This window comes from Saccharothrix carnea, assembly GCF_003014735.1.
Taxonomy (GTDB): domain Bacteria; phylum Actinomycetota; class Actinomycetes; order Mycobacteriales; family Pseudonocardiaceae; genus Actinosynnema; species Actinosynnema carneum.
The window spans coordinates 102,394-122,973 of the sequence record NZ_PYAX01000010.1; the positions used below are offsets into that span (position 1 = coordinate 102,394).

Genomic DNA, 20,580 nt, shown 5'->3' on the forward strand with positions numbered 1-20,580 from the left:
GGGGTTCGTCATCACTTCCCCCGGTACTTCTCGGCGACGGTCTCGGCCAGCGCCTGGCTCTCGTCCAGCGCGGCGTCGACCGTGGTGGCGCCCGCGATCGCGGCGCTGATCTTCTGCGACACCTGCGTGCCCAGGTCGGTGAACTCCGGGATGCCGACGAACTGGATGCCGCTCACGGGCCGTTCCTGCACGCCGGGGTCGGTGGGCTTGGCGCCCGCGATGGCCGCTTCCGCCTGCTTCGCGAACGAACCGCCCGCGGCCAGGTACTCGGGCCGCTGGTAGGTCGACTTCCGCTTGCCATCGGGCAGCCTGGACCAGCCGAGCGTCTTCCCGACCAGTTCCTCGTAGCCCTTGCCGGACGCCCACGACACGAACTTCCAGGCGTTGTCGGCCTTCTTGCTCGCCTTCTGGATGCCGAACGCCCACGTGTACAGCCACGCCGAGCTGTCGGTCTTCACCACCGGCGCCTGTGCGAAGCCGAGCTTGCCCTTCACCGGCGAGTCGTCGGCCTCCAGCAGCCCGGCCGCGACCGTGGCGTCGTACCACATGGCGACTTTGCCCTGGGTCATGTTGTTCAGGCACTCGGCGAACCCGGCCTGCGGCGCGCCCGCCTCGCCGTGCGCGCGGACCAGGTCCACGTAGAACTCGGTGGCCTGCTTGAACTCCGGCGCGTTCAGCTGCGCCTGCCAGTCCTTGGTGAACCACGTGCCGCCGAACGTGTTGACCACCGTGGTCAGCGGCGCCATCAGCTGGCCCCAGCCGGGCTGGCCGCGCAGGCAGATGCCCTTCATGCCGGGCTGCGCGCCGTCCACCGCCGCGGCGATGTCGGCGACCTGCGGCCACGTCGGCTTCTCCGGCATGGCCAGGCCCTTGGCGTCCAGCACGTCCTTGCGGTACATGAGGAACGACGACTCGCCGTAGAACGGCTGCGCGTACACCTTGCCGTCTGCGGCGGTCAGCGACTGGCGGATCGGTTCGAGGACGTCGTCCTGGTCGAAGCCGGTGTCCTTGGCGACGTAGTCGTCCAGCGGGGTGAGCCAACCGTTCTCGGCGTAGATCGGCGTCTCGTAGTTGCTGATCGTGGCCACGTCGTACTGGCCGGCCTGGCTGGAGAAGTCCTGGCTGATCTTGTCGCGGACGTCGTTCTCGGGCAGCACGGTGAAGTTGACCGTGATGCCGGTGTCCTTGGTGAAGTTGTCCGCGGTGAGCTTCTGGAGGTCCTGCATCTGCGGGTTGTTCACCATCAGCACGTTGATCGAGTTCTCGGCGCCGCCACCGCCGCCCGCGCCGGCGCACGCGGTCGTGACCATCAGCACCGCGGCCACCAGGCCGCCATACCGCAATGACTTCATCGTCTTGCCTTCCTCGAGGCGAGCGGAACCAGGCCCCTGGTGCGCGGGGCCTTCGGGGATCAAGGTGTGCGGTTAAGCCCGGACGACCTTCGGTCCGAGCAGCGAGTACCGGTGTGCCTCGCCGGCGGGCAGCACGGAGTCGGTGACGACCGCCTCCAGCTCGGCGATGCCGCCGAACCGGTGGAAGCTCGACACGCCGAACTTCGTGTGCACGCCGACGAAGATCCGCCTGCGGGCCGAGGCCAGGGCCTGCGCCTTGACCGCGCCCACCGCCGGGTCGGGCGTGGTGAGGCCGTACTCGCGGGAGATGCCGTTCGCCCCGATGTAGGCCAGGTCGATCACCATCTCCGACAGCATCCGGGTCGACCAGTGTTCCACCGTGGCGAGCGTCCGGCCGCGCACCCGCCCGCCGAGCAGCAGCACGGTCACCGATGGCACCTCCGACAGCACGGCCGCGGTCGGCAAGGACGCCGTGACCACCGTCAACGGCCTGCCGGTCGGCAGTGCCTCGGCGACCAGCTGGGGTGTGTAACCCTCGTCGACGAACACCGTCTCCGCGTCACCGAGCCGGTCGGCGGCGGCCCGGGCGATCCGGCGCTTCTCCGGCACCATCGACGCGGAGCGGAACTTCAGCCCGGTCTCGTACCCGGCGCTCTCCACCGGGAACGCGCCGCCGTGCGTGCGGCGGACCAGGCCGTGCTCGTCCAGCACGCGCAGGTCGCGCCGCACGGTCTCCTGCGCGACCTCCAGCTCGGCCGCGATCTCGGCCACGTCGACCCGGCCGTCCGCCCGTGCCCTGGCCAGGATGCGCCGCTTGCGCTCGTCCGCCCGCACGTCGCCTCCTGCCCGGTCGGACCGTCGCTGCCCGTTCGGGCCGCGCCTTAGGTCTAACACCGCCGAATCGGTGTGGCCAGCGCCACAACCGGGTGAAAGGTGCCCGAGTTCGGCCCGTTTCGCCTATCCGAACGGCACGTTCGGGTGGATCCGTGCCCGAATGGACGTGGCTTCCTGCCCGTTCCCACTCCCCCGCACGCGTCGAGACCCCCGAGTCTTGCGCAACCGGGGGTCTCGTCGGGCGTTCCTCGGGGTCAGGCGTTGATCTCGGACAGGGCCGGGTAGTCGGTGTACCCCTTCTCGGTGCCACCGAAGAAGGTGGACGGGTCCGGCGTGTTGAACGGGCCGCCGTTGGCCAGGCGGGCGGGCAGGTCCGGGTTGGCCAGGAACAGCGCGCCGAAGCTCAGCGCGTCCGCCGTGCCGTCGTCCAGCAGCGGCAGGTGGTCGGGGCCGGTGACGCCGTCCGGGGTGAACGGGTTGAGGATCAGCGCGCCGGAGAAGCGCCGGCGCAGCTCGAGCGTCAACGCCCGCTCGCCCGTCTCGCCGATGTGCAGGTAGGCCAAGCCGACCGGGTCGATCGCGTCGACCAGTGCCGGGTACAGCTCGTCGGTCGACTGCTCGGCGATGTCGTTGTACGGGTTGGACGGCGAGATCCGCAGGCCGACGCGGTGCGCGCCGATCGCCTCGGACGTCGCCCGGACCACCTCGACCACGAACCGGATGCGGTTGGCCACCGAGCCACCCCACTCGTCGGTGCGCAGGTTGGTGTTGTCGGCCAGGAACTGGTGCAGCAGGTAGCCGTTGGCCCCGTGCAGCTCGATGCCGTCGAACCCGGCCTCGACCGCGTTGCGCGCCGCGGTGGCGAAATCGGCGATGGTGGCCTCCACCTCCGCCGCGGTCAGCTCCCGGGGCGTGACGAAGTCCACCATCCCCGCCCCGGCGAACAACTGGCCCGCGGGACGCACCGCGGACGCGCTGACGGGGTGCAGGTCGCCGGGTAGCAGGCTCGGGTGCCCGATCCGGCCACCGTGCATGAGCTGGGCGAAGATCCGCCCGCCCGCCGCGTGCACCGCGTCCGTGACGGCGCGCCAGCCCTCCACCTGCTCGTCGGTGTGCAGGCCCGGCGTGAACGGGTAGCCCTGGCCGACCGCCGACGGCTGGATGCCCTCGCTGATGATCAACCCGGCACCGGCCCGCTGGGCGTAGTACTCGGCCATGACCGGCGTCGGCACCGTGTCGTACGCCCGGCTGCGGGTCATCGGCGACATCACGATCCGATTGGCCAGCTTCGTGCCGGCCAGGTCCAAGGGCTCGAACGCGGTGCTCATGGCTTCCTCCAGGTTGCGCTCTTTATCTGTTCGAACAGCAATCCGAACTCGGATGATTCCGTGAAAGCCCTGTGACTACCATCACGCGAACGTCGAGCTAGACTCGGAGCATGGCCGCGACAGGACGACATCCCACGTCAGTGCCGGTTCCGAAGGCAGCCGAAGGCGGCCGGATCAGCCACGCGATCTTCCGCGTCGCCCGGCTGCACCGCCTCCTGGCCAGTCAACTGCTCAGGCAGGCAGGCCTGCACCCCGGCCAGGAGATGGTGATGATGTACCTCTGGGATTGCGGGCCGCGGCGGCTGACCGACCTGTCCGGCGTGCTGGGCTCGGACTCGGCGACCATGACCAGGACGGTGCAGCGCCTGGAACGCGCGGGCTTCGTGCGCCGCTCCCCCGACCCGAGCGACGGCCGCGCCGTGCTCGTCGCGCCGACCGCCGCCAGCCAGGCGCTGCGGCACGACGTCGAGCGCATGTGGCGCGAGCTCGAAGAGGCCACGCTCGGCGACCTGGACGAAGACCAGCAGGCCGAGACCCTGAAGGTGCTCGGCCTGCTGGAGTGCAACCTGGTGGCCCGGACGCAGCGGCCCGGTCGGATCAGCGAGCGCGCCTGATCCAGACCGCGGTGTCCGGCGGCACGGCACCGTCCGCGAGCGGCCTGCTGGCCAGCAGCACGGCGTCGTGCGCGGGCAGCGCGACCGGCTCGGCGGACAGGTTCAGCACGCAGGCGAAGTCGTCGCCCCGGCTGAACGCGACCACGCCCGGCCCGAGGTCCAGCCACGCCATCGGGCCGTCACCCAGCGACGGCTCGGACCGCCGCAGCGCCAGCACGGTGCGGTAGTGCGCGAGCATCGAGTCGGGGTCGCCGGTCTGCGCGGCCACCGACAGCGACCGCCAGTGCTCCGGCCGCGGCAGCCACGACGGGCCGTCGTCACCCCACGGGATCGGCACCCGGCACCCGTCACGTCCCCGGTCGGTGTGGCCCGAACGCACCCACACCGGGTCCTCGCGCAGCTCGTCGGGCAGGTCGTCGACCTCCTCCAGCCCCAGCTCCTCCCCCTGGTAGACGTACACGCAGCCGGGCAGGGCGGTGGTCAGCATGATCGCCGCACGGGCCCGCTCGGTGCCCAGCTCCAGGTCGGTCGGCGTGAGGTGCTGCCGCCGGCCGAAGTCGAACGACGTGTCCTCCCGCCCCATCCGCGACACGTGCCGCGTCACGTCGTGGTTGGACAGCACCCACGTGGGCGGCGCACCGACCGGCGCGTGCGCGGCCAGCGTGGCGTCGATGACCCGCCGCAGCTCGCCGGGCTCCCACGGGCAGCACAGGAAGTCGAAGTTGAACGCCGAGTGCAGTTCGTCGGCACGCAGGTAGCGGGCGAACCGCTCCGGGTCGGGCAACCACATCTCGCCGACGAACACCCGCTCGTCCGGGTACTCGTCCAGCACCCGGCGCCACGACCGGTAGATGTCGTGCACGCCGTCCTGGTCGGAGTACGGCAACTCGGCGTCCGGCTTGGTGAAGTCCTTGACCAGGCCGTCCGCCACGTCGATGCGGAACCCGTCCACGCCCCGGTCCAGCCAGAACCGCAGGATCGACTCGAACTCGGCCCGCACCTCCGGGTTGGTCCAGTTCAGGTCGGGCTGCTCCGGGCTGTAGAGGTGCAGGTACCACGAGCCGTCCGGTGCCTTCGACCACGCCGGCCCGCCGAACCGCGACTGCCAGTCGTTCGGCGGCTCGTCGCCCTCGTGGAACCAGAACCGGTCCCGCTTGACCCCCCGCAGCGCCTCCTGGAACCACGGGTGCTGGTCGGAGCAGTGGTTGGGCACGATGTCGATGATCACCCGCAGGCCCACCGCGTGCGCCTCGCCGATCAGCTTCTCCGCCTCCACGAGCGTGCCGAACACCGGCTCGATGTCGCGGTAGTCGGCGACGTCGTAGCCGCCATCGGCCAGCGGCGACGGGTACCAGGGGCTGAGCCAGATCGCGTCCACACCCAACTCGGCGAGGTACGGGAGCTTCTGGCGCAGACCCGCCAGGTCCCCGACACCGTCCCCGTTGCCGTCGGCGAAGCTGCGCGGGTACACCTGGTAGATGGCCGCACCGCGCCACCAGTTCATGTGGATCCTCCCTCGGTTGTGGCGTCAGCCCTTCACGCTGCCGGCGGTGAGCCCCGCCAGGACGTGCCGCTGGAACACCAGGAACAGGCCGATCATCGGCACGCTGGACAGCACGAGACCGGCCAGCAGCAGGTTGACCGGTGTGTCGGGCGCGAAGCGCTGCAACGCGACGCTGAGCGTCTGCCGCGCCGGGTCGGAGAACACCAGCAGCGGCCAGATGAAGTCCTTCCACGCGGCCACGACCGCGAAGATGGACACGACCGCCAGGATCGGCCTGGACAGCGGCAGCACGATCCGCCACAGCATGGTGAACTGGCCGGCGCCGTCGATGCGCGCCGCCTCCAGCACCTCCGCGGGCAACTGGTCGAAGAACCGCTTGAGCAGGAACACCGTGAACGCGTTGGCCGCGCCCAGCAGCCACAGCGCCAGCGGGTTGTTGAGCAGCCCCAGGTCGGCGATCGTCAGGTAGGTCGGGACCAGCAGCACCGCGGCGGGCATCATCAGGGTCAGCAGCATCATGCCGAGGATCCCCTTGCCCAGCACGGGTTTGAGCCGCGACAGCGCGTACGCCGCGGGCACGTCCACCGCGAGCTGCACCGCCCACACGCCCACCGCCACGACGATCGTGTTGAGGAAGTACCGGCCGAGGTCCATCAGGTCCCACGCTTCGGCGTACGTGGCGGGCGTCCACGTCTCCGGCAGGATCGTCGGTGGCACGCGGGCCAGCTCCACGGCCGGTTTCATGGCCGAGAGCACGACCCACACCAGCGGCACCACGAACACCGCCGTGAGCACGACGGTCGTGACCGCCAGCGCGATGTGGTAGCCGGCCCGGTGGCGGCCCGGCGCGATCAACGTCCTCACGCGTCCGCCTTCCGCGTCACCCGCAGGTACAGCGCGGTGAACGCGCCGAGCACCAGCAGCAGCAACAGGCTCAGGGCACTCGCGGTGCCGAAGTCGTTGTAGTAGAAGGCGTACCGGTACAGCAGGAGCAGCACGGTGACCGTGGAGTCCTCCGGACCGCCGCCGGTCATCACGTACGGCTCGGTGAACACCTGCATCGTCGCCACGATCTGGAGGAGCAGCAGCACCAGGAGCACGAACCGGGTCTGCGGCACGGTGACGTGCCACAGCCTGCGCAGCACGCCCGCGCCGTCCAGCTCGGCCGCCTCGTACAGGTCACCGGGGATGCTCTGCAACGCGGCCAGGTAGATCAGCGTGGCGGTGCCCAGGTTCGCCCAGGTCGCCACGATCACCAGCGACAGCATCGAGGTGTCGGCGCTGTCCAGCCACGCCGCGCCCTCCAGCCCGAGCCCGCGCAACGCGGAGTTGAGCAGACCCGGGCCGGGGTCGTACATCCACTTCCAGATCAGCGCCGCCACCACCGGCGGCAGCATCACGGGCAAGTACACGACGAGCCGGAAGTACGCCTTGAAGTGCCGCAGCTCGTTGAGCACGACCGCGAGCAGGAACGGCACCACGAAGCCGAACACCAGCGCCAGCGCGGTGAACAGCAGGGTGTTGCGCCACGCCGTGGCGAACAGGGGGTCGGCGAAGAGTCGTTCGAAGTTCTCCCAGCCGACCCACACGGGGTCGGTGACGAAGTCGACCTGCTGGAAGCCCAGCACGGCCCCGCGCGCGATCGGGTACCAGGAGAACACCGCGAAGCAGATCAGCGCGGCGGACAGGAACCCGTACGCGGCCAGGTTCTCCGCGACGCGGCGGCGCATCACTTGACCTGGGCCAGGACGGGGTTCACCTTGGCTTCCGCGTCGGCCAGGAGCTGGCTGATGTCGGCGTCGCGGTTGGTGAGCACGGCCTGCATGACGTTGTCGAGGATCGCGTAGACCTGCTGGGCGTTCGGCGGTTCGATCCGGCCCTTGGGCTTGGCGTCCACGTAGGACTTGAAGTTCGCCACCGGCACGGTCGCGAGCTTCTCCTTCAGCTCGGTCTGCTTGGCGGCGATGTCACCGGTCCAGACGTCGGCGACGGGCGGCACGGGCAGGCCGATCGGCTGGCCCTGGTCCTTGTACCGCTGGAGGTTCTTCTCGAACCGGTCCGGGTTGAGGAACTTCCACTGGATCCACTTCAGCCCGGCCTTGATCTTCTCCGGCGAGGCCTTCGGGTTGAGCATGTAGCCCTCCCCGCCGATCAGCGTGCCCTCGCCGTCCGGGATGCCGGTCAGGCCGTAGTTGGCGTAGTCGCCCTTGAACTGGTTGACCAGGGTCGGCACGTTGTCCGGCGCGGCCAGGTACATGCCGAGCTGGCCGGCGCCCATCATCTGCTGGACGTCCTCGATGACGAGCAGCTGCTTCTCGCCCATCGTGTTGTCGGTCCAGCGCATGTCCTTGAGGTGCTGGAGGGCTTCCCGGCCCTTGTCGTTGTTGAAGTCGGCGACCCACTTGTCGCCGTCCTGGCGCGCGACCTGGCCGCCCACGGAGTACATCCACGCGGTGAAGTGCCAGCCGCCCTGGTTGTTCTTGCTGTACTCGGCGAAGCCGACCTTGCCGTCACCCAGCGCGGCGATCTTCTTGGCCGCCTCGCGGACCTCGTCCCACGTCTTCGGCGGCTGGTCGGGGTTCAGGCCGGCCTGGGTGAACAGGGTGCGGTTGTAGAGCAGGCCCATCGAGTAGTTGGCGGTGGGGACGCCGTAGACCTTGCCGTCCTTGCTGAACACGTCGCGCAGCTCGGGGCGGATGGCGTCGTAGTGCGGCATGTCCTTGACGTACTCGGTGATGTCCGCGGCCTGCCGGCGGGCGATGAGGTTCGCCGGGTCGGTGAAGTAGGCGTAGAAGACGTCCTCGAGCTGGCCGCCGGCGAGCTTCGCGGAGAACGTCTTGGGGTCCATGAACCCCTCGTGCGGCTCGATGTCGATGTCGGGGTTCGCGGCCTCGAACTCGGCCACGTCCTCGTCGAAGACCTTGCGGTCGAACGGCTGGGTCTGCGGCGGCTGGCCGTTGACCGAGATCGTGACCTTGCCGCCGGCGGCCGTGCCACCGTCGTCGGCTTGCGAGCACGCGACGGCGGTGAGGCTCAGGCTGCCTGCCAGCAGCAACCCCGCCGCTCTGCGGAGGCTGAATGAGTTCATGGGGGCGGACCCTCCTCGGGTGTGGTGTGCCGCACACGCTAAATCTCCCGCACACCGTCCCGCAAGATGTCTACGAAAACTCGCAACTTCACGACATCAACCCGTAAGCCTCCCCCTACCCCCCGCACACAAAAAACGCCGCCTCCCCATCGGGGCAGACGGCAACGCGCGTGTCGAACACTCAGGTCCCGCGTGTCCTACGTTCGGAACGCGCGTGTCCTGAACGCAGGACACGCGAGACCTGGAGGTTCGACTCGCCGGTTAGCGGGGGGCGGGGGCGGTGGAGGAGCGGACGACCAGTTCGGGTTCGAAGAGGAGTTCCTCGTCGGGGACCGGGGTGCCGGCGATCTGGTTGGCCAGGAGCTCGACGGCGGCGCGGCCCATCGCCTCGATCGGCTGGCGGACCGTGGTCAACGGCGGCTCGGTGCAGGTCATGAGCGGTGAGTCGTCGTAGCCGACGACGGACACGTCGTGCGGCACCTTGAGCCCGTGCCGCCGCACGGCCCGCACCGCGCCCAACGCCAACGGGTCGGAAGCGCACAGGATCGCCGTGACGCCGCGGTGCAGCAGCCGGGTCGCCGCGGCCTGCCCGCCCTCCAGCGAGAACATCGCGTGCTCCTCGAACAGCTCCACCCCGGCCGCCGACGCGCACGACGTCAACGCGGTGAGCTTGCGCCGCGACGGCATGTGGTCGGACGGACCGAGCACCGCGCCGATCCGCACGTGCCCCAACGCCACCAGGTGCCCGAACGCCTGCTCGACCGCCACCGCGTCGTCGCACGACACCCGCGGGAACCCGAGGTCCTCTATGGCGGCGTTGACCAGCACCGCGGGCAGCTTGCGCCGCGTCATCTGCCGGTAGTGCTCGTGCGACGCGTCCGCCTGCGCGTACTGCCCGCCGGCGAACACCACGCCGGACACGTGCTGCTCGAACAGCAGCTCCAGGTAGTCCGCCTCGGTCACGCCGCCCGCCGTGCGGGTGCACAGCACGGGGGTGAACCCGCGTTGCGCCAGGGCGTTGCCGACCACGTCGGCGAACGCCGGGAAGATCGGGTTCTGCAGCTCCGGCAGCACCAGCCCGACCAGCCGGGCACGTTCGCCGCGCAGCTGCGTCGGCCGTTCGTAGCCCAGCACGTCCAGCGCGGTGAGCACGGCCGACCGCGTCGCGTCGGACACGCCCGGCTTGCCGTTGAGGACCCGGCTGACCGTCGCCTCGCTCACGCCGACCTTCGCGGCCACTTCCGCCAACCGCCGTTGCGTCATGGAGCAACTATACGGCAGGACTTACGTTCCGCTTGCGTTGACTTGCACTCGTTTGCGAGTTCGACGGCCGTCCGCAGCACCGACGACGGCGGCACGACCCGGTCCACCAACCCGGTGCGCAACGCCTCGTCGGCGGTCACGCGCCGTGCCACCAACACCTGACCGCCCGTCACCCGACAGTCGGTCACCCACCCGAGGCCACCGTCCGAGGACAGCACCCGCAGGTCACACGCCATGGCCAGTTCCGCCGCCTCGCCGGACGGGCTGCCGCCGATCGCCGCGACCACCGGCACAGGCAGGTTCACCACCTCGTCACGCACGCCGCGCAACGACGCCGCCACCGCCTCCCGCTGCGCCGCCGACACCCGGACCAGCCGTTTGATGTCGATGGCGCACAGGCCGGGGTCGACCAGCAGCACGACGGCACGGGCACTGGCCACCACGGGCAGCAAGGCGCGCACATCGGACAGCACGGTGTCCGACGGCTCGCCGATCCGGATGACCGCGATCCCGCCGGAGACATCGAGTGAGACGGTCATGAGGCCGACATCGTGGCCGACGGTTCCCCCGGTTGTCATGTTCCACCCCACTATCGGGTGATGGCGGGGTACAAATCCCCTGTGAAGCGGTGGCTGATGGCGGTGGTGTTGGTCGGGCTGGTGACCGGGTGCGCGGTGCCCGTGGCGGGACAGCCCGCCCCCGGTCCGACGTCGTCCGCCGCCGGGGCGGAACCCGAGGTCGTGCGCTGGGTGAACAACTTCTGCGGCGTGGCGAAGTACATGGTCGCCTCGGGCGGGGTGTCGTTCGACCAGACGCAGGCCCAGGCCGACCCGGTGCAGGCGAAGAAGTCCGTCAGCGACTCGCTCGGCCGCGTGGTCGACGTGCTGAACGTCGTGCTGCACGACCTCGACGAGCTGACCCCGGCACCGGTGCCCGCCGCCGACACCGCGGTCGAGGTCATCAGCGAGCCGCTGACCAGGGCGAGGGACAAGTTCGCCTCGGCCAAGTCGGCCGTGGACGCCGCGCCGGAGATGACCGTCGACCTCTTCTCCACCGTCATCCAGGACATGACCGAGGCGGTCACCGTGATGAACGAGGCCGTGGAGAAGATGGCCGTGGTGTCCCTGCCGGACGAGTTCCGCGACGCGGCCGACCAAGCCGAGAACTGCGCGGGCTGACGCCCGTACCCGTACCGAGCCGCTATTCCGCACTTGTGCGGAATAGCGGCCGTCCGTCCGCAAATCTGGGGGCACGACCCCCATGTGCGCCGCCGCACGTCCGTGACACGTTGTGCGCGTGTTCCCCTCCGCCGTCGACCGGCCTCCAGCGTGGTGGCTCAGCGGCGTGCGCGGGAACACCCAGGAGCTGGTCGTCCCCCGTGGACGGCCCTCATGGGCCGCGTTCGTGGAACGCGCCACCACGACCGCGGCCCGTGCAGACCTCACCGGCGGCAGCTGGGACACCGTCGACGAAGCCGACGATCCGGCCGAGGCGTTCGTGTTCGCGCTGAGACCTCTGGTGCGCGCGGCCGTGGCGCTCGACCCGCGGCTGGACGCCGACTTCGCCCGCGCGCTGGGCAAGCGGCTGGCCAGGATCGCCGCGCGCACCCTCGTGCTGGAGCTGAACCTCGACCGGGTCGGCGGGCGGCTGGTCGGCGACACCCCGCGGGAGCGGTTCGCCGACTTCGTCCGGCACGTCGACCTGCCCGCGCTGTTCGCCCGGTACCCGGTGCTGGCCCGGCTGCTCGGCCAGGCCTGCCTGCACGCCGTCGAGGCGCACCGGGAGCTGCTGGACCGGTTCGCCGCGGACCGGGCGGAGATCGTGCGGACCCTGCTCGACGGCCGCGACCCCGGCGCGCTCGCGCACGTGGAGACCGGCAAGGGCGACCCGCACGAGCGCGGGCGCTCGGTGGCCGTGCTGACGTTCACCGACGGCCGCCGGGTGGTCTACAAGCCGCGGCCCGTGTCGCTGCACTCGGCGTTCGCCGACCTGGTGACCTGGTTCGACCGCCACACCGGCCTCGACCTGCGGCTACCGCGCGTCCTGGGCCGGGGCGGGCACGGCTGGCTGGAGTTCGTCGAGCACCGCCCGTGCGCGGACGTCACCGAGGTGGGCCGGTTCTACCAGCGGCTCGGCGCGCTGCTCGCGCTGCTGTACGCGGTGGACGGCACCGACATGCACTACGAGAACCTGATCGCGGCGGGCGAGCAGCCGGTGCTGGTCGACCTGGAGACGCTGTTCCACCCCACGGTCGCGGCACCGGCCGACCCGGCGGTCCGGGCGCTGGCCCGGTCCGTGCACCGCACCGCCGTGCTGCCGCGCGTGCTGCTGGGCGAGCACGGCGCGCTGGACGTCGGCGGCATGGGCGGCGACCACGGCGACCGGCTGCCCGCGGACGGCGTGGCGTGGCTGCACCCCGGCACCGACCGGATGCGGCTGGTGCGCAAGCCCGCGCCGCTGCCGCCCGCGCACAACCGGCCCGTGGTGGACGGTCGCGAGGCCGAGCCCGCCGACTACCAGGGCGCGCTGCTGGCCGGGTTCCGGATCGGCTACGACGCCCTCTACGACCACCGCGCCGAACTCCTCGGCCCCAACGGGCTGCTGAGCGGTTTCGCCGACCTGCCGGTGCGGTTCGTGCCGCGGATGACCCAGCTGTACTCGACGTTGCTGGACGAGTCGACGCACCCGGACGCGCTGCGCGGCGCGTCGGCCCGCCAGGACGTCCTGGACCTGCTGTGGGACGGCGCCGCGGACGACGACCTGTCCCGCGCCCTGGTGCCGCACGAGATGCGCGACCTGTGGGCGGGCGACGTGCCGCTGTTCACCACCCGGCCGGGCAGCCGCGACGTGTGGACCTCGACCGGGCAGCGGCTGCCGGACCTGCTGCCCGCGACCGCGCTGGACGCCGTCACGGGCAAGGTCGCCGCGCTGGACGAAGTGGACAAGCACGACCAGCAGTGGCTGATCAGCGCCGGGCTGGCGAGCAGGCCCCGCCCGGTGGACCACCGCACCGGCCGCGGGGTGGCCGCGCCGGTGGAGGCGGGCGTACCCGACCCGCAACGGCTGCTGGTGGCCGCGTGCGGGATCGCCGACGAGGTGCTGGCGCACGCCACGACCGCGGCCGGCCGGGTCAACTGGGTCGGTCTGGAACTGGTGGACGACCGGCACTGGGCGGTCGCGCCGATGGGCGCCGGACTGTCCAACGGCTACACCGGCGTCGCGCTGTTCCTGGCGCAGCTGGGCAAGGTCACCGGTGCCGCCCGGTACACCGAGTACGCGCGGGACGCGCTGAAGCCGATCCCGGGCCTGCTGGCCGCGTTCGCCGAGGACGTCGAGATGGCCACGAGCGTCGGCAGCGGTGCGTTCCACGGGCTGGGTGGTATCTGCTACGCGTTGGCGCGCTTGGCGAACCTGCTCGACGACCGCGAGCTGGACGGCTGGCTGCGCACCGCGCTGGACGTCGCGGCCACTGTGGAAGCGGTCGGCGAGGACCCGGCGAACGTGGTCGAGGGCTGGGCCGGTGGCCTGGCCGCGATGCTGGCGGTGCGGGCGGAGAGCGGCTCGCCCGCCGCCTCGGCGCTGGCCCGCGCCTACGCCGACCGGCTGGTCGCCGCCACGCCCGGAGGTGACGGCTTCGCCCGCGGCCGGGCCGGTGTCGGCTGGGCTCTGCTGCGTTACGCGCGATTCGCGGGCGACGACCGCTACGGTGTGGTCGGCCGCGCGAACCTGCGTGCCGATCACGCGTTGCGGCAACGCCTGCTCGACGTGGCCGAAGCGGATCACAGTTGGTGCTCCGGGCTTTCCGGCGCGGTGCTCGCGCACTGCGCACGCCCGGACCAACCGGTCGACGCGCACACCCTGCACCTCGACCGGTGCCTGAACGCCTTGGCGGTGCACGAACCCTTGCGAGACCTGAGCCTGTGCCACGGTGAGCTGGGTGTGATCGAGGCCCTGACCGTCCTCGCGGAACGCGGGCACGGTCTGGCACCGGCCATGCAGACCCGGCGCGCCGGGTTGGTCCTCGGCGCGCTGGACCAGTACGGAGCGCGCTGCGGCACGCCCGGTGGCGTGCCGTCTGCCGGTCTGCTCACCGGGCTCTCCGGCATCGGGTACGGCTTGCTCCGCCTCGGTTTCCCCGAGCAGGTGCCTTCGGTGCTCCTGCTCGGTTCCACGCACGACATCCACCCCCGCGAGGAGAACACCCGATGAACGACGCCAACCGCGACGAGGTCACCACCTGGAGCGAGGACCAGGACGGCGATCACCCCGCCGGCGAGATGGCGCTGTCCCGCAAGGCCAAGGCGGGCGCCCGCGCCCGTGCGCTGGCGGGCCTGACCATGGCTGTCGGCGTGTACGCCGCGGTCGCCGTGGGCGAGACCACCATGACCACGGTGAGCGCGCCCGGAGTCCTGTAACGACTCTCTTCCCCGCCGCCGAACTGCCCGCCCGCACTGGGGGTGCGGGCAGTTTGGCATGCGGCCGTTCGGCTTGACTAAGGTCGGCGCATGCACACCCGCGCGCCGGTCGTGGTCGGCCGCGACGAAGAACTCCGCGTGCTCGACCGACTGCTGGCCGACGCCGGCGCCCACCGCGGGCGCGCCGTGTTCCTCGTCGGCGAGCCGGGCATCGGGAAGACCCGGTTGGCGCGCTTCGCCGCCGGCGCCGCGTTCGACCGCGGCATGCGGGTGCTGCGCGGACGTGGCAGCACGATCGGTCCGATCGTGCCGTTCCGGCCGCTGGCCGAGGCGCTGATGTCGCTGCTGCGCCCGGGAGACGGCCTGGACCTGCGCGAACTCGGCCCCTACCAGTCGGCGCTCGGCAGGCTCGTGCCCGAGTGGGGTGCCGACGAACCGCGGGCCGCGCACTCCGTGCTGGTGCTCGCCGAGGCCGTGCTGCGACTGCTGGCCGTGGTCGGCCGCGCGCAGCCGTGCCTGCTGGTGCTGGAGGACCTGCACGACGCGGACGCCGAGACGCTGGCCGTCGTCGACTACCTCGTGGACAACCTCGACCAGGCACCCGCCGCGCTCCTGGTGACCACCCGCGCCGACCCCGGCCCCACGCTGGACGTGGTCCTCTCGGCCGTGCAGCGGCAGGCGGGCGTGCTGGTGGAGCTGCGCCGCCTGGACGAACGCCAGGTGCGCCGGATGGTGGCGCTGTGCCTGGAGGCCGAGGAGCACGAGGTGCCCGCCGAGGTCGTGCAACGGCTGTGGGCCGACAGCGCGGGCAACCCGTTCGTGGTCGAGGAGATGGTGCACGGCCTGGTCAACGGCGGCCTGCTGGTGCGCGGTCCGGGCGGCTGGCAGGTGCTCGGCGAACTGCGCATCGACGTGCCGTCCGCGCTGGTGCGGCTGGTCGCGCACCGCACCGACCGGCTCGGGCCGCAGGGGCGCGAGGTGCTGTCGGTGGCGGCCGTGCTGGGCCACCGGTTCCCGCTGTCGGTGCTGCGCCGGGTGACCGGCATGGACGACCGCGCCCTGCTGTCGCACCTGCACGCGGGCGTGGCCGCGCAGCTCGTCACGCCGGACGAGCCCGTGCCCGACTGGTACGCGTTCCGGCACCCGCTGACCGCCGAGGCGCTGCGGGCGCAACTGCCGCCGCCGCACCGGGCCGAGCTGGCCCGCCGGACCGCGGACGCCGTGCAGGAGCTGCACCCCGGCCTGTCCGGCGAGTGGTGCGCCCTGGTGGCGTCGCTGCGGCTGGACGCCGGGCAGACCGCCGAGGCGGGCACGTTGCTGGCGGAGGCGGGACGGCGGGCGCTGGCAGACGGCGCGGCCGGGTCGGCGGTGCGGCTGCTCGACCACGCGCACCGGCTGCTGGCCAGCGAGGTCGACGTGGCGATCCGCGCCGACGTGCTGGACTCGCTGCTGCCCGCGCTGGCCGAGGCTGGCCAGTTCGAGCGCGCGTTCGCGCTGGTCGACGCGGTGACCGAGCTGAGCGCCGCCGGGTTGGGCCGGGTGCGGCGGGCCGAGCTGCACACCAAGCTCGCGCAGGTGGCCAACACCGCCGGTCGCTGGACGGACGGCATGGCGCACGTGGAGACGGCGCGGGCGCTGCTCGGCGCGGACGCCACCGACGAGCACACCGCGCGGCTCGACGCGGTGGCCGCGTTCCTCACGTTGAACCTGGAGGTGCCGGACCGGATCTCCTCGGCCGAGTTCCTGGCCAGGCGCGCGGCCGACGCGGCGAAGCGGGTGCCGCTGCCCGAGGTGGGCTGCGAGACGTGGCAGCTGCTCGGCGTGCTGGCCCGCGACCGGGACCTGGACGAGGCGACCGAGTGCTTCAGCCGGGCCAGGGCGCTGGCCGAGGAGCACGGGCTGCCCATCCAGCGGGCGTACGCGGTGATCCGGCAGGCCGGGCTGGACTGGCTGGCCGAGGGCAAGGCGGCGGAGCTGGCCGAGGCGCGCGAGGAGGCGTTGCTGATCGGCGCGATCAGCGTGGCGTACAACGTGGACGCGATCCTCGGGCTGGACGCCGTGCTGCGCGGGCAGTACTCCGCCGCCGCGGAACAGCTGCCGCGGATCATCGCCGACACCCGGCGCCTGCAGCTGCGCAACCTCACCCTGTACGGGCTGATGGCGCAGGCGACCGCCGCGGCCCACCAGGGCAGGCGGGCCGAGATGGACGCCGCGATCGAGGCGTTCGACCAGGTCGGCGGGGTCGGCTCGCAGGAACGGCCGCTGTGCTTCGGGCTGGCGCGGGCGTTCTGCGCGCTCCTGGAAGAGGACCGCGCGACGGCCGGGCACGACCTGGCGCGGGCGATCGCGCACGAGGCCGAGACGCCGACCGTGTACCACCTGTCCGGCCGGCACGGGCTGCGGCTGCTCCTGGACGCCCTGTCCGGCGCGCTGGACCTCGACGCCTACCTCGCCGTGACGCGGTCGGCGGCGGCCCGGATGCGCTGGAACCGGGTGTTCGCGCAGTTCGCGCTGGCCGTGCTGTTGGGCAGGCTGGGCCGGGAGGCGGAGGCGGCGCAGGCCGTGCGGGCGGGGCGAGAGGCGGCGGCGATCCACCCGCTGGCCCGTCACCTGGGGCTGCGGCTGGTCGCCGAGGCGGCGGTGGCCGACGGGTGGGGTGAGCCGGTGGCCTGGCTGCGCGGCGCGGAGGAGTACTTCCACCAGGCGGGTCAGCCGGCCGTGGCCAGCGCGTGCCGCGGGCTGCTGCGGCAGGTGGGCGCGTCGGTGCCGCAGCGGCGGACCGGGTCCGACCAGGTGCCGCGCGAGCTGCGGGCGCTGGGCGTGACGGTGCGCGAGTTCGAGGTGTTCCGGCTGCTGGCGGGCCGGTTGGGCAACAAGGCGATCGCGACCCGGCTGCACATCTCGCCGCGCACGGTGGAGAAGCACGTGGCGAGCCTGATCACGAAGACCGCGCAGCCGGACCGGGAGTCGCTCAGCGCGTTCGCCGCGTCGCTCGGACCCGCCGACCGGCCCTAGCACCGCGGTGACGGGTCCGTTACACCTGGTGCGTGAGAATCCTGGTGGCAGTGACGCTGATGATGGCGGTCCTCGGTGGTGGGGTGGCGCAGGCTTCCCCCTCGGCGGAGGGCACCGGAGCACCGGACACGACTCGCGGACCGTGCGCGTACACGGTGACGCCGGACGAGCCGGCCGCCCGTCCCGTGCCTCTGCCGCCCGATCCGCGGCACACACCCGACCGCGGTCACCCCGAGGTGCTGCTGCGGACCAACCAGGGCCCCGTGCCGCTCGTGCTGGACCGCGCTCAGGCGCCGTGCACCGTCCAGAGCTTCCTGCACCTGGTGCGGAAGAAGTTCTACGACGACACGACGTGCCACCGGCTGACCGCGTACCCGACGTTGAAGGTGCTGCAGTGCGGCGACCCGTCCAACACCGGTGAGGGCGGTCCGGGCTACCGGTACTCCGACGAGCTGCCGACCGACCTGGCGCCCGCCCCGAACGACCCCACCGGCCTGCGCCGGATCTACCCGCGCGGCACGCTGGCCATGGCCAACGCGGGCCCGGACACCAACGGCAGCCAGTTCTTCCTGGTCACGTCGGACTCCGTGCTGCGGCCCAACTACACCGTGTTCGGCCGCATCACGCCCGCCGGGCTCGCCACGCTGGACAAGGTCGCGGCCGGCGGCATCGTGCCGAACCCGGACAGCGAGGTCGACGGCCGTCCCGCCCTGACCACGGACATCGAGCGGGCCAAGCGGACCTGTTAGGAGACCGGGGCGGTGACCCGGATGTCGGCGTTCCAGTCGGCGAAGCGGTGCTCGGTGCGCTGGAAGACGTTGTCCTCCAACGTCTTCAGCACCTGCTCCACCCGCACCGGCAGGTCGCCCGGACCCACCCAGACGGTGGCGGACGCGGTGAAGCCCGACTCGTAGGCCGCCAGCAGCTGCGCGCGCCGCGAGCTGTCCGGCGTCCGCTCGGCCTGCTGCCGCAGGTCGACGAGCAGGGCGTACCGGCGCGTCGGCACGCCGTCGAGCCGCTCCTCGCCCTCCTCCACGAGTAGGCTGCCCGCCAGCGAGCGCACCACCGAGGCCGGGTCCACCTCGTCGGCCAGGCCGGCGACCGTGGTGTCGGCCCGCACCGGCGCGCGTTCGGCCAGGTCGAGCCTGGTCCACGTGCCGCCGTCGGTGCGGGAGTAGCCGGCGTCGGCCAGCACGACGACGTCGGTGGACGAGTCCTGCCGCAACGACACCAGCCGGTCCGCGCGGGCGCGCAGGAGGCCGCCGTCGAGCGTGACCCGCAGCCCGGTCATCGTGGTCTCGGCGGTGAACCGCACGGACCGCTGTTCGTCGGCACGGGTGGCGACGCCCGCGATCAACGTCGCGCTGTCCTCCGCCACCGGGCCGAGCGTCGGTGCCGGCAGGGGTGTCCGCTCGGCACAGCCCGCCAGCGCCACCGAGGCCAGCACCACTGCGACGACGGACCTGCGCATGTCTCCCCCCACGGACGGTGAACTACGCCATCCTCCCCCACCCGCGACCGATAAGGAGTACGAACCCGGAAAGTGCCTCCGCTAACGTCGGTGCCATGCCCCACGTGCTCTCCGTCAACGTCGGCTCCCGCGTCGAGTTCGACCAGGCCGCTGTCGGCCACACCGGCATCGGCAAGCGCCCCGTACCGGGCCCGGTGGAGGTCCGCGCGCCCGGTCCGGGCGGCAGCGGCGTCGCCGGCGACCACATCTCCGACGTGCGCCACCACGGCGGCGGCGACCAGGCCGTTTACGCCTACGCCCGGGAAGACCTGGACGAGTGGTCGGCGGAGCTGGGCCGCGACCTGACGCCGGGGCTCTTCGGCGAGAACCTGACCACGACGGGCGTCGACGTGTGCGGCGCCCTCGTCGGCGAGCGGTGGCGGATCGGCGGCGTGCTGCTGCAGGCGACCAGCCCGCGCGTGCCGTGCCGGACGTTCGCCGGGGTGATGGAGGAGCGCGGGTGGGTGAAGACGTTCACCCAGCGCGGGCTTCCCGGCACCTACTTCCGCGTCCTGGAGCCCGGCACGATCACGGCGGGTGACGAGATCACGATCGAGCACCGGCCCGACCACGGCGTCACGATCGCGCTCGCGTTCCGCGCCCTGACGCTGGAGCCGGCGTTGCTGCCCGGCCTGCTGGCCGCCGGCGACGACCTGCACGACGACCTGCGGCGCCGGGTCGAACGGCGGGCGTTCGACCCGGCGTAGCGGTCGCTCAGGCGAGCGCGGACAGCTTCTCGAACTCCTCGTCGGTCAGCTCGATCCGCGCCGCCGCCACGTTCTCCTCCAGGTGCGCGATCGAGGACGTGCCCGGGATGGGCAGCACGACCGGCGACTTGCGCAGCAGCCACGCCAGCGCGAGCTGGGCGGGCGTGGCGCCGTGCTCCTTGGCCGCCGCGTCGAGCACGCTGCCCGGCCGGGCCAGCTCGCCGGTCGCCACCGGGAACCACGGGATGAACGCGATGCCGTGCTCGGTGGCGTACTCCAGCACGGCCTCGTGGTGGCGGTCGGCCAGGTTGTACAGGTTCTGCACGCTCGCGATCGGCGTGACCGCCTGCGCGGCCTCGAGCTGGGCGACGTCCACCTCGGACAGTCCGATGTGCCGGATCTTGCCCTCGTCCCGCAGCTTGGCCAGCTCGCCGACCTGGTCTTCCAGCGGGTAGTCCGGGTCGACGCGGTGCAGCTGGTACAGGTCGATGCGCTCGACGCCCAGCCGGAGCAGGCTGGTCTCCACGGCCTGCCGCAGGTAGGCGGGCCTGCCGAGGATGGGCCACTCGTTCGGGCCGGTGCGCAGCAGGCCGCCCTTGGTCGCGATGACCAGGCCGTCCGCGTACGGGTGCAACGCCTGCCTGATCAGCTCCTCGTTGATGTGCGGGCCGTAGGCGTCGGCGGTGTCGATGAAGTCGACACCCAGCTCCACCGCCCGGCGCAGCACGGCGAGCGCGTTGTCGCGGTCGGCCGGGTACCCCCAGATGCCCTCACCGGTGAGCCGCATCGCGCCGTAGCCGAGGCGGTTGACGGTCAGGTCGCCGCCCAGCGAAAAGGTCTCAGACACCTCAGGTGCTCCTCGAACTCGTTGACGATCCTCCTTCCCGCCAACCCGGTGGAGCGCGCCGGTTGTTCCCGTTCGGGGTAACCCGATCGACGCGCGTCCACCT

Annotated in this window: 18 protein-coding genes; 7 read left to right on the forward strand and 11 right to left on the reverse strand. The window is 72.0% G+C overall.

The window, feature by feature from the left end:
• Window positions 1-11 precede the first annotated feature (11 nt).
• From B0I31_RS27830 to B0I31_RS27840, 3 genes are all read right to left on the reverse strand, one after another.
• On the reverse strand, window positions 12-1,352 hold the full coding sequence (locus B0I31_RS27830; RefSeq protein WP_106618346.1) for an ABC transporter substrate-binding protein: 1,341 nt from the start codon (window positions 1,350-1,352) through the stop codon (window positions 12-14).
• Between the two features lie 72 nt (window positions 1,353-1,424).
• Window positions 1,425-2,186: a DeoR/GlpR family DNA-binding transcription regulator gene (locus B0I31_RS27835; RefSeq protein ID WP_106618347.1), complete on the reverse strand. Its 762-nt coding sequence runs from the start codon at window positions 2,184-2,186 to the stop codon at window positions 1,425-1,427.
• 254 nt (window positions 2,187-2,440) lie between these two features.
• Window positions 2,441-3,514: an alkene reductase gene (locus B0I31_RS27840; protein WP_106618348.1), complete on the reverse strand. Its 1,074-nt coding sequence runs from the start codon at window positions 3,512-3,514 to the stop codon at window positions 2,441-2,443.
• A 140-nt stretch (window positions 3,515-3,654) separates the two neighbouring features.
• Here B0I31_RS27840 and B0I31_RS27845 point away from each other — a divergent pair, with 140 nt between their 5' ends.
• On the forward strand, window positions 3,655-4,128 hold the full coding sequence (locus tag B0I31_RS27845) for a MarR family winged helix-turn-helix transcriptional regulator (protein WP_219910830.1): 474 nt from the start codon (window positions 3,655-3,657) through the stop codon (window positions 4,126-4,128).
• On the opposite strand, the gene B0I31_RS27850 is transcribed toward B0I31_RS27845, so the two are convergent.
• The 6 genes from B0I31_RS27850 to B0I31_RS27875 form a co-directional block, all read right to left on the reverse strand.
• A complete protein-coding gene (locus tag B0I31_RS27850; RefSeq protein ID WP_106618350.1) occupies window positions 4,112-5,632 on the reverse strand; it encodes a glycoside hydrolase family 13 protein in 1,521 nt (506 codons plus the stop codon). The two genes, B0I31_RS27845 and B0I31_RS27850, sit on opposite strands and share 17 nt — an antisense overlap.
• A 24-nt stretch (window positions 5,633-5,656) precedes the next feature.
• On the reverse strand, window positions 5,657-6,496 hold the full coding sequence (locus B0I31_RS27855; RefSeq protein WP_245950487.1) for a carbohydrate ABC transporter permease: 840 nt from the start codon (window positions 6,494-6,496) through the stop codon (window positions 5,657-5,659).
• The gene (locus B0I31_RS27860; RefSeq protein ID WP_106618351.1) at window positions 6,493-7,362 is read right to left on the reverse strand and encodes a carbohydrate ABC transporter permease; all 870 of its coding nucleotides are present in this window, start codon (window positions 7,360-7,362) and stop codon (window positions 6,493-6,495) included. Before B0I31_RS27860 ends, B0I31_RS27855 begins: the two co-directional genes overlap by 4 nt.
• On the reverse strand, window positions 7,362-8,720 hold the full coding sequence (locus tag B0I31_RS27865; protein WP_106618352.1) for an ABC transporter substrate-binding protein: 1,359 nt from the start codon (window positions 8,718-8,720) through the stop codon (window positions 7,362-7,364). The genes B0I31_RS27860 and B0I31_RS27865 overlap by 1 nt, the downstream gene beginning before the upstream one ends.
• A gap of 261 nt (window positions 8,721-8,981) precedes the next feature.
• Window positions 8,982-9,983 (reverse strand): LacI family DNA-binding transcriptional regulator, encoded by a 1,002-nt coding sequence (locus B0I31_RS27870; protein WP_106618353.1) that lies wholly within the window; start codon window positions 9,981-9,983, stop codon window positions 8,982-8,984.
• Entirely contained in the window at window positions 9,980-10,522 is a 543-nt protein-coding gene (locus B0I31_RS27875) for an enoyl-CoA hydratase/isomerase family protein (RefSeq protein WP_106618354.1), read from the reverse strand. Before B0I31_RS27875 ends, B0I31_RS27870 begins: the two co-directional genes overlap by 4 nt.
• 81 nt (window positions 10,523-10,603) lie before the next feature.
• Here B0I31_RS27875 and B0I31_RS27880 point away from each other — a divergent pair, with 81 nt between their 5' ends.
• From B0I31_RS27880 to B0I31_RS27900, 5 genes are all read left to right on the forward strand, one after another.
• Entirely contained in the window at window positions 10,604-11,161 is a 558-nt protein-coding gene (locus B0I31_RS27880) for a hypothetical protein (protein WP_106618355.1), read from the forward strand.
• Between the two features lie 166 nt (window positions 11,162-11,327).
• Window positions 11,328-14,192: a type 2 lanthipeptide synthetase LanM family protein gene (locus B0I31_RS27885; protein WP_245950488.1), complete on the forward strand. Its 2,865-nt coding sequence runs from the start codon at window positions 11,328-11,330 to the stop codon at window positions 14,190-14,192.
• On the forward strand, window positions 14,189-14,398 hold the full coding sequence (locus tag B0I31_RS27890) for a hypothetical protein (RefSeq protein ID WP_073893322.1): 210 nt from the start codon (window positions 14,189-14,191) through the stop codon (window positions 14,396-14,398). Before B0I31_RS27885 ends, B0I31_RS27890 begins: the two co-directional genes overlap by 4 nt.
• Before the next feature lie 90 nt (window positions 14,399-14,488).
• Window positions 14,489-17,413, forward strand: a complete 2,925-nt coding sequence (locus B0I31_RS27895) for a helix-turn-helix transcriptional regulator (RefSeq protein WP_106618356.1) — start codon at window positions 14,489-14,491, stop codon at window positions 17,411-17,413.
• A 59-nt stretch (window positions 17,414-17,472) separates the two neighbouring features.
• Window positions 17,473-18,162 carry a peptidylprolyl isomerase gene (locus B0I31_RS27900; protein ID WP_106618531.1) on the forward strand — a complete coding sequence of 230 codons (690 nt, stop codon included), beginning with the start codon at window positions 17,473-17,475 and terminating at the stop codon, window positions 18,160-18,162.
• Here B0I31_RS27900 and B0I31_RS27905 read toward each other — a convergent pair.
• Window positions 18,159-18,884 carry an SCO4651 family lipoprotein gene (locus B0I31_RS27905; RefSeq protein WP_106618357.1) on the reverse strand — a complete coding sequence of 242 codons (726 nt, stop codon included), beginning with the start codon at window positions 18,882-18,884 and terminating at the stop codon, window positions 18,159-18,161. The two genes, B0I31_RS27900 and B0I31_RS27905, sit on opposite strands and share 4 nt — an antisense overlap.
• Window positions 18,885-18,979: 95 nt before the next feature.
• On the opposite strand from B0I31_RS27905, the gene B0I31_RS27910 reads away from it, so the two are divergent.
• A complete protein-coding gene (locus B0I31_RS27910; RefSeq protein ID WP_106618358.1) occupies window positions 18,980-19,630 on the forward strand; it encodes an MOSC domain-containing protein in 651 nt (216 codons plus the stop codon).
• Window positions 19,631-19,637: 7 nt separating this feature from the next.
• Here the strand turns inward: B0I31_RS27910 and B0I31_RS27915 are convergent, their stop codons facing one another.
• The gene (locus tag B0I31_RS27915) at window positions 19,638-20,477 is read right to left on the reverse strand and encodes an aldo/keto reductase (protein WP_106618359.1); all 840 of its coding nucleotides are present in this window, start codon (window positions 20,475-20,477) and stop codon (window positions 19,638-19,640) included.
• Window positions 20,478-20,580 lie beyond the last annotated feature (103 nt).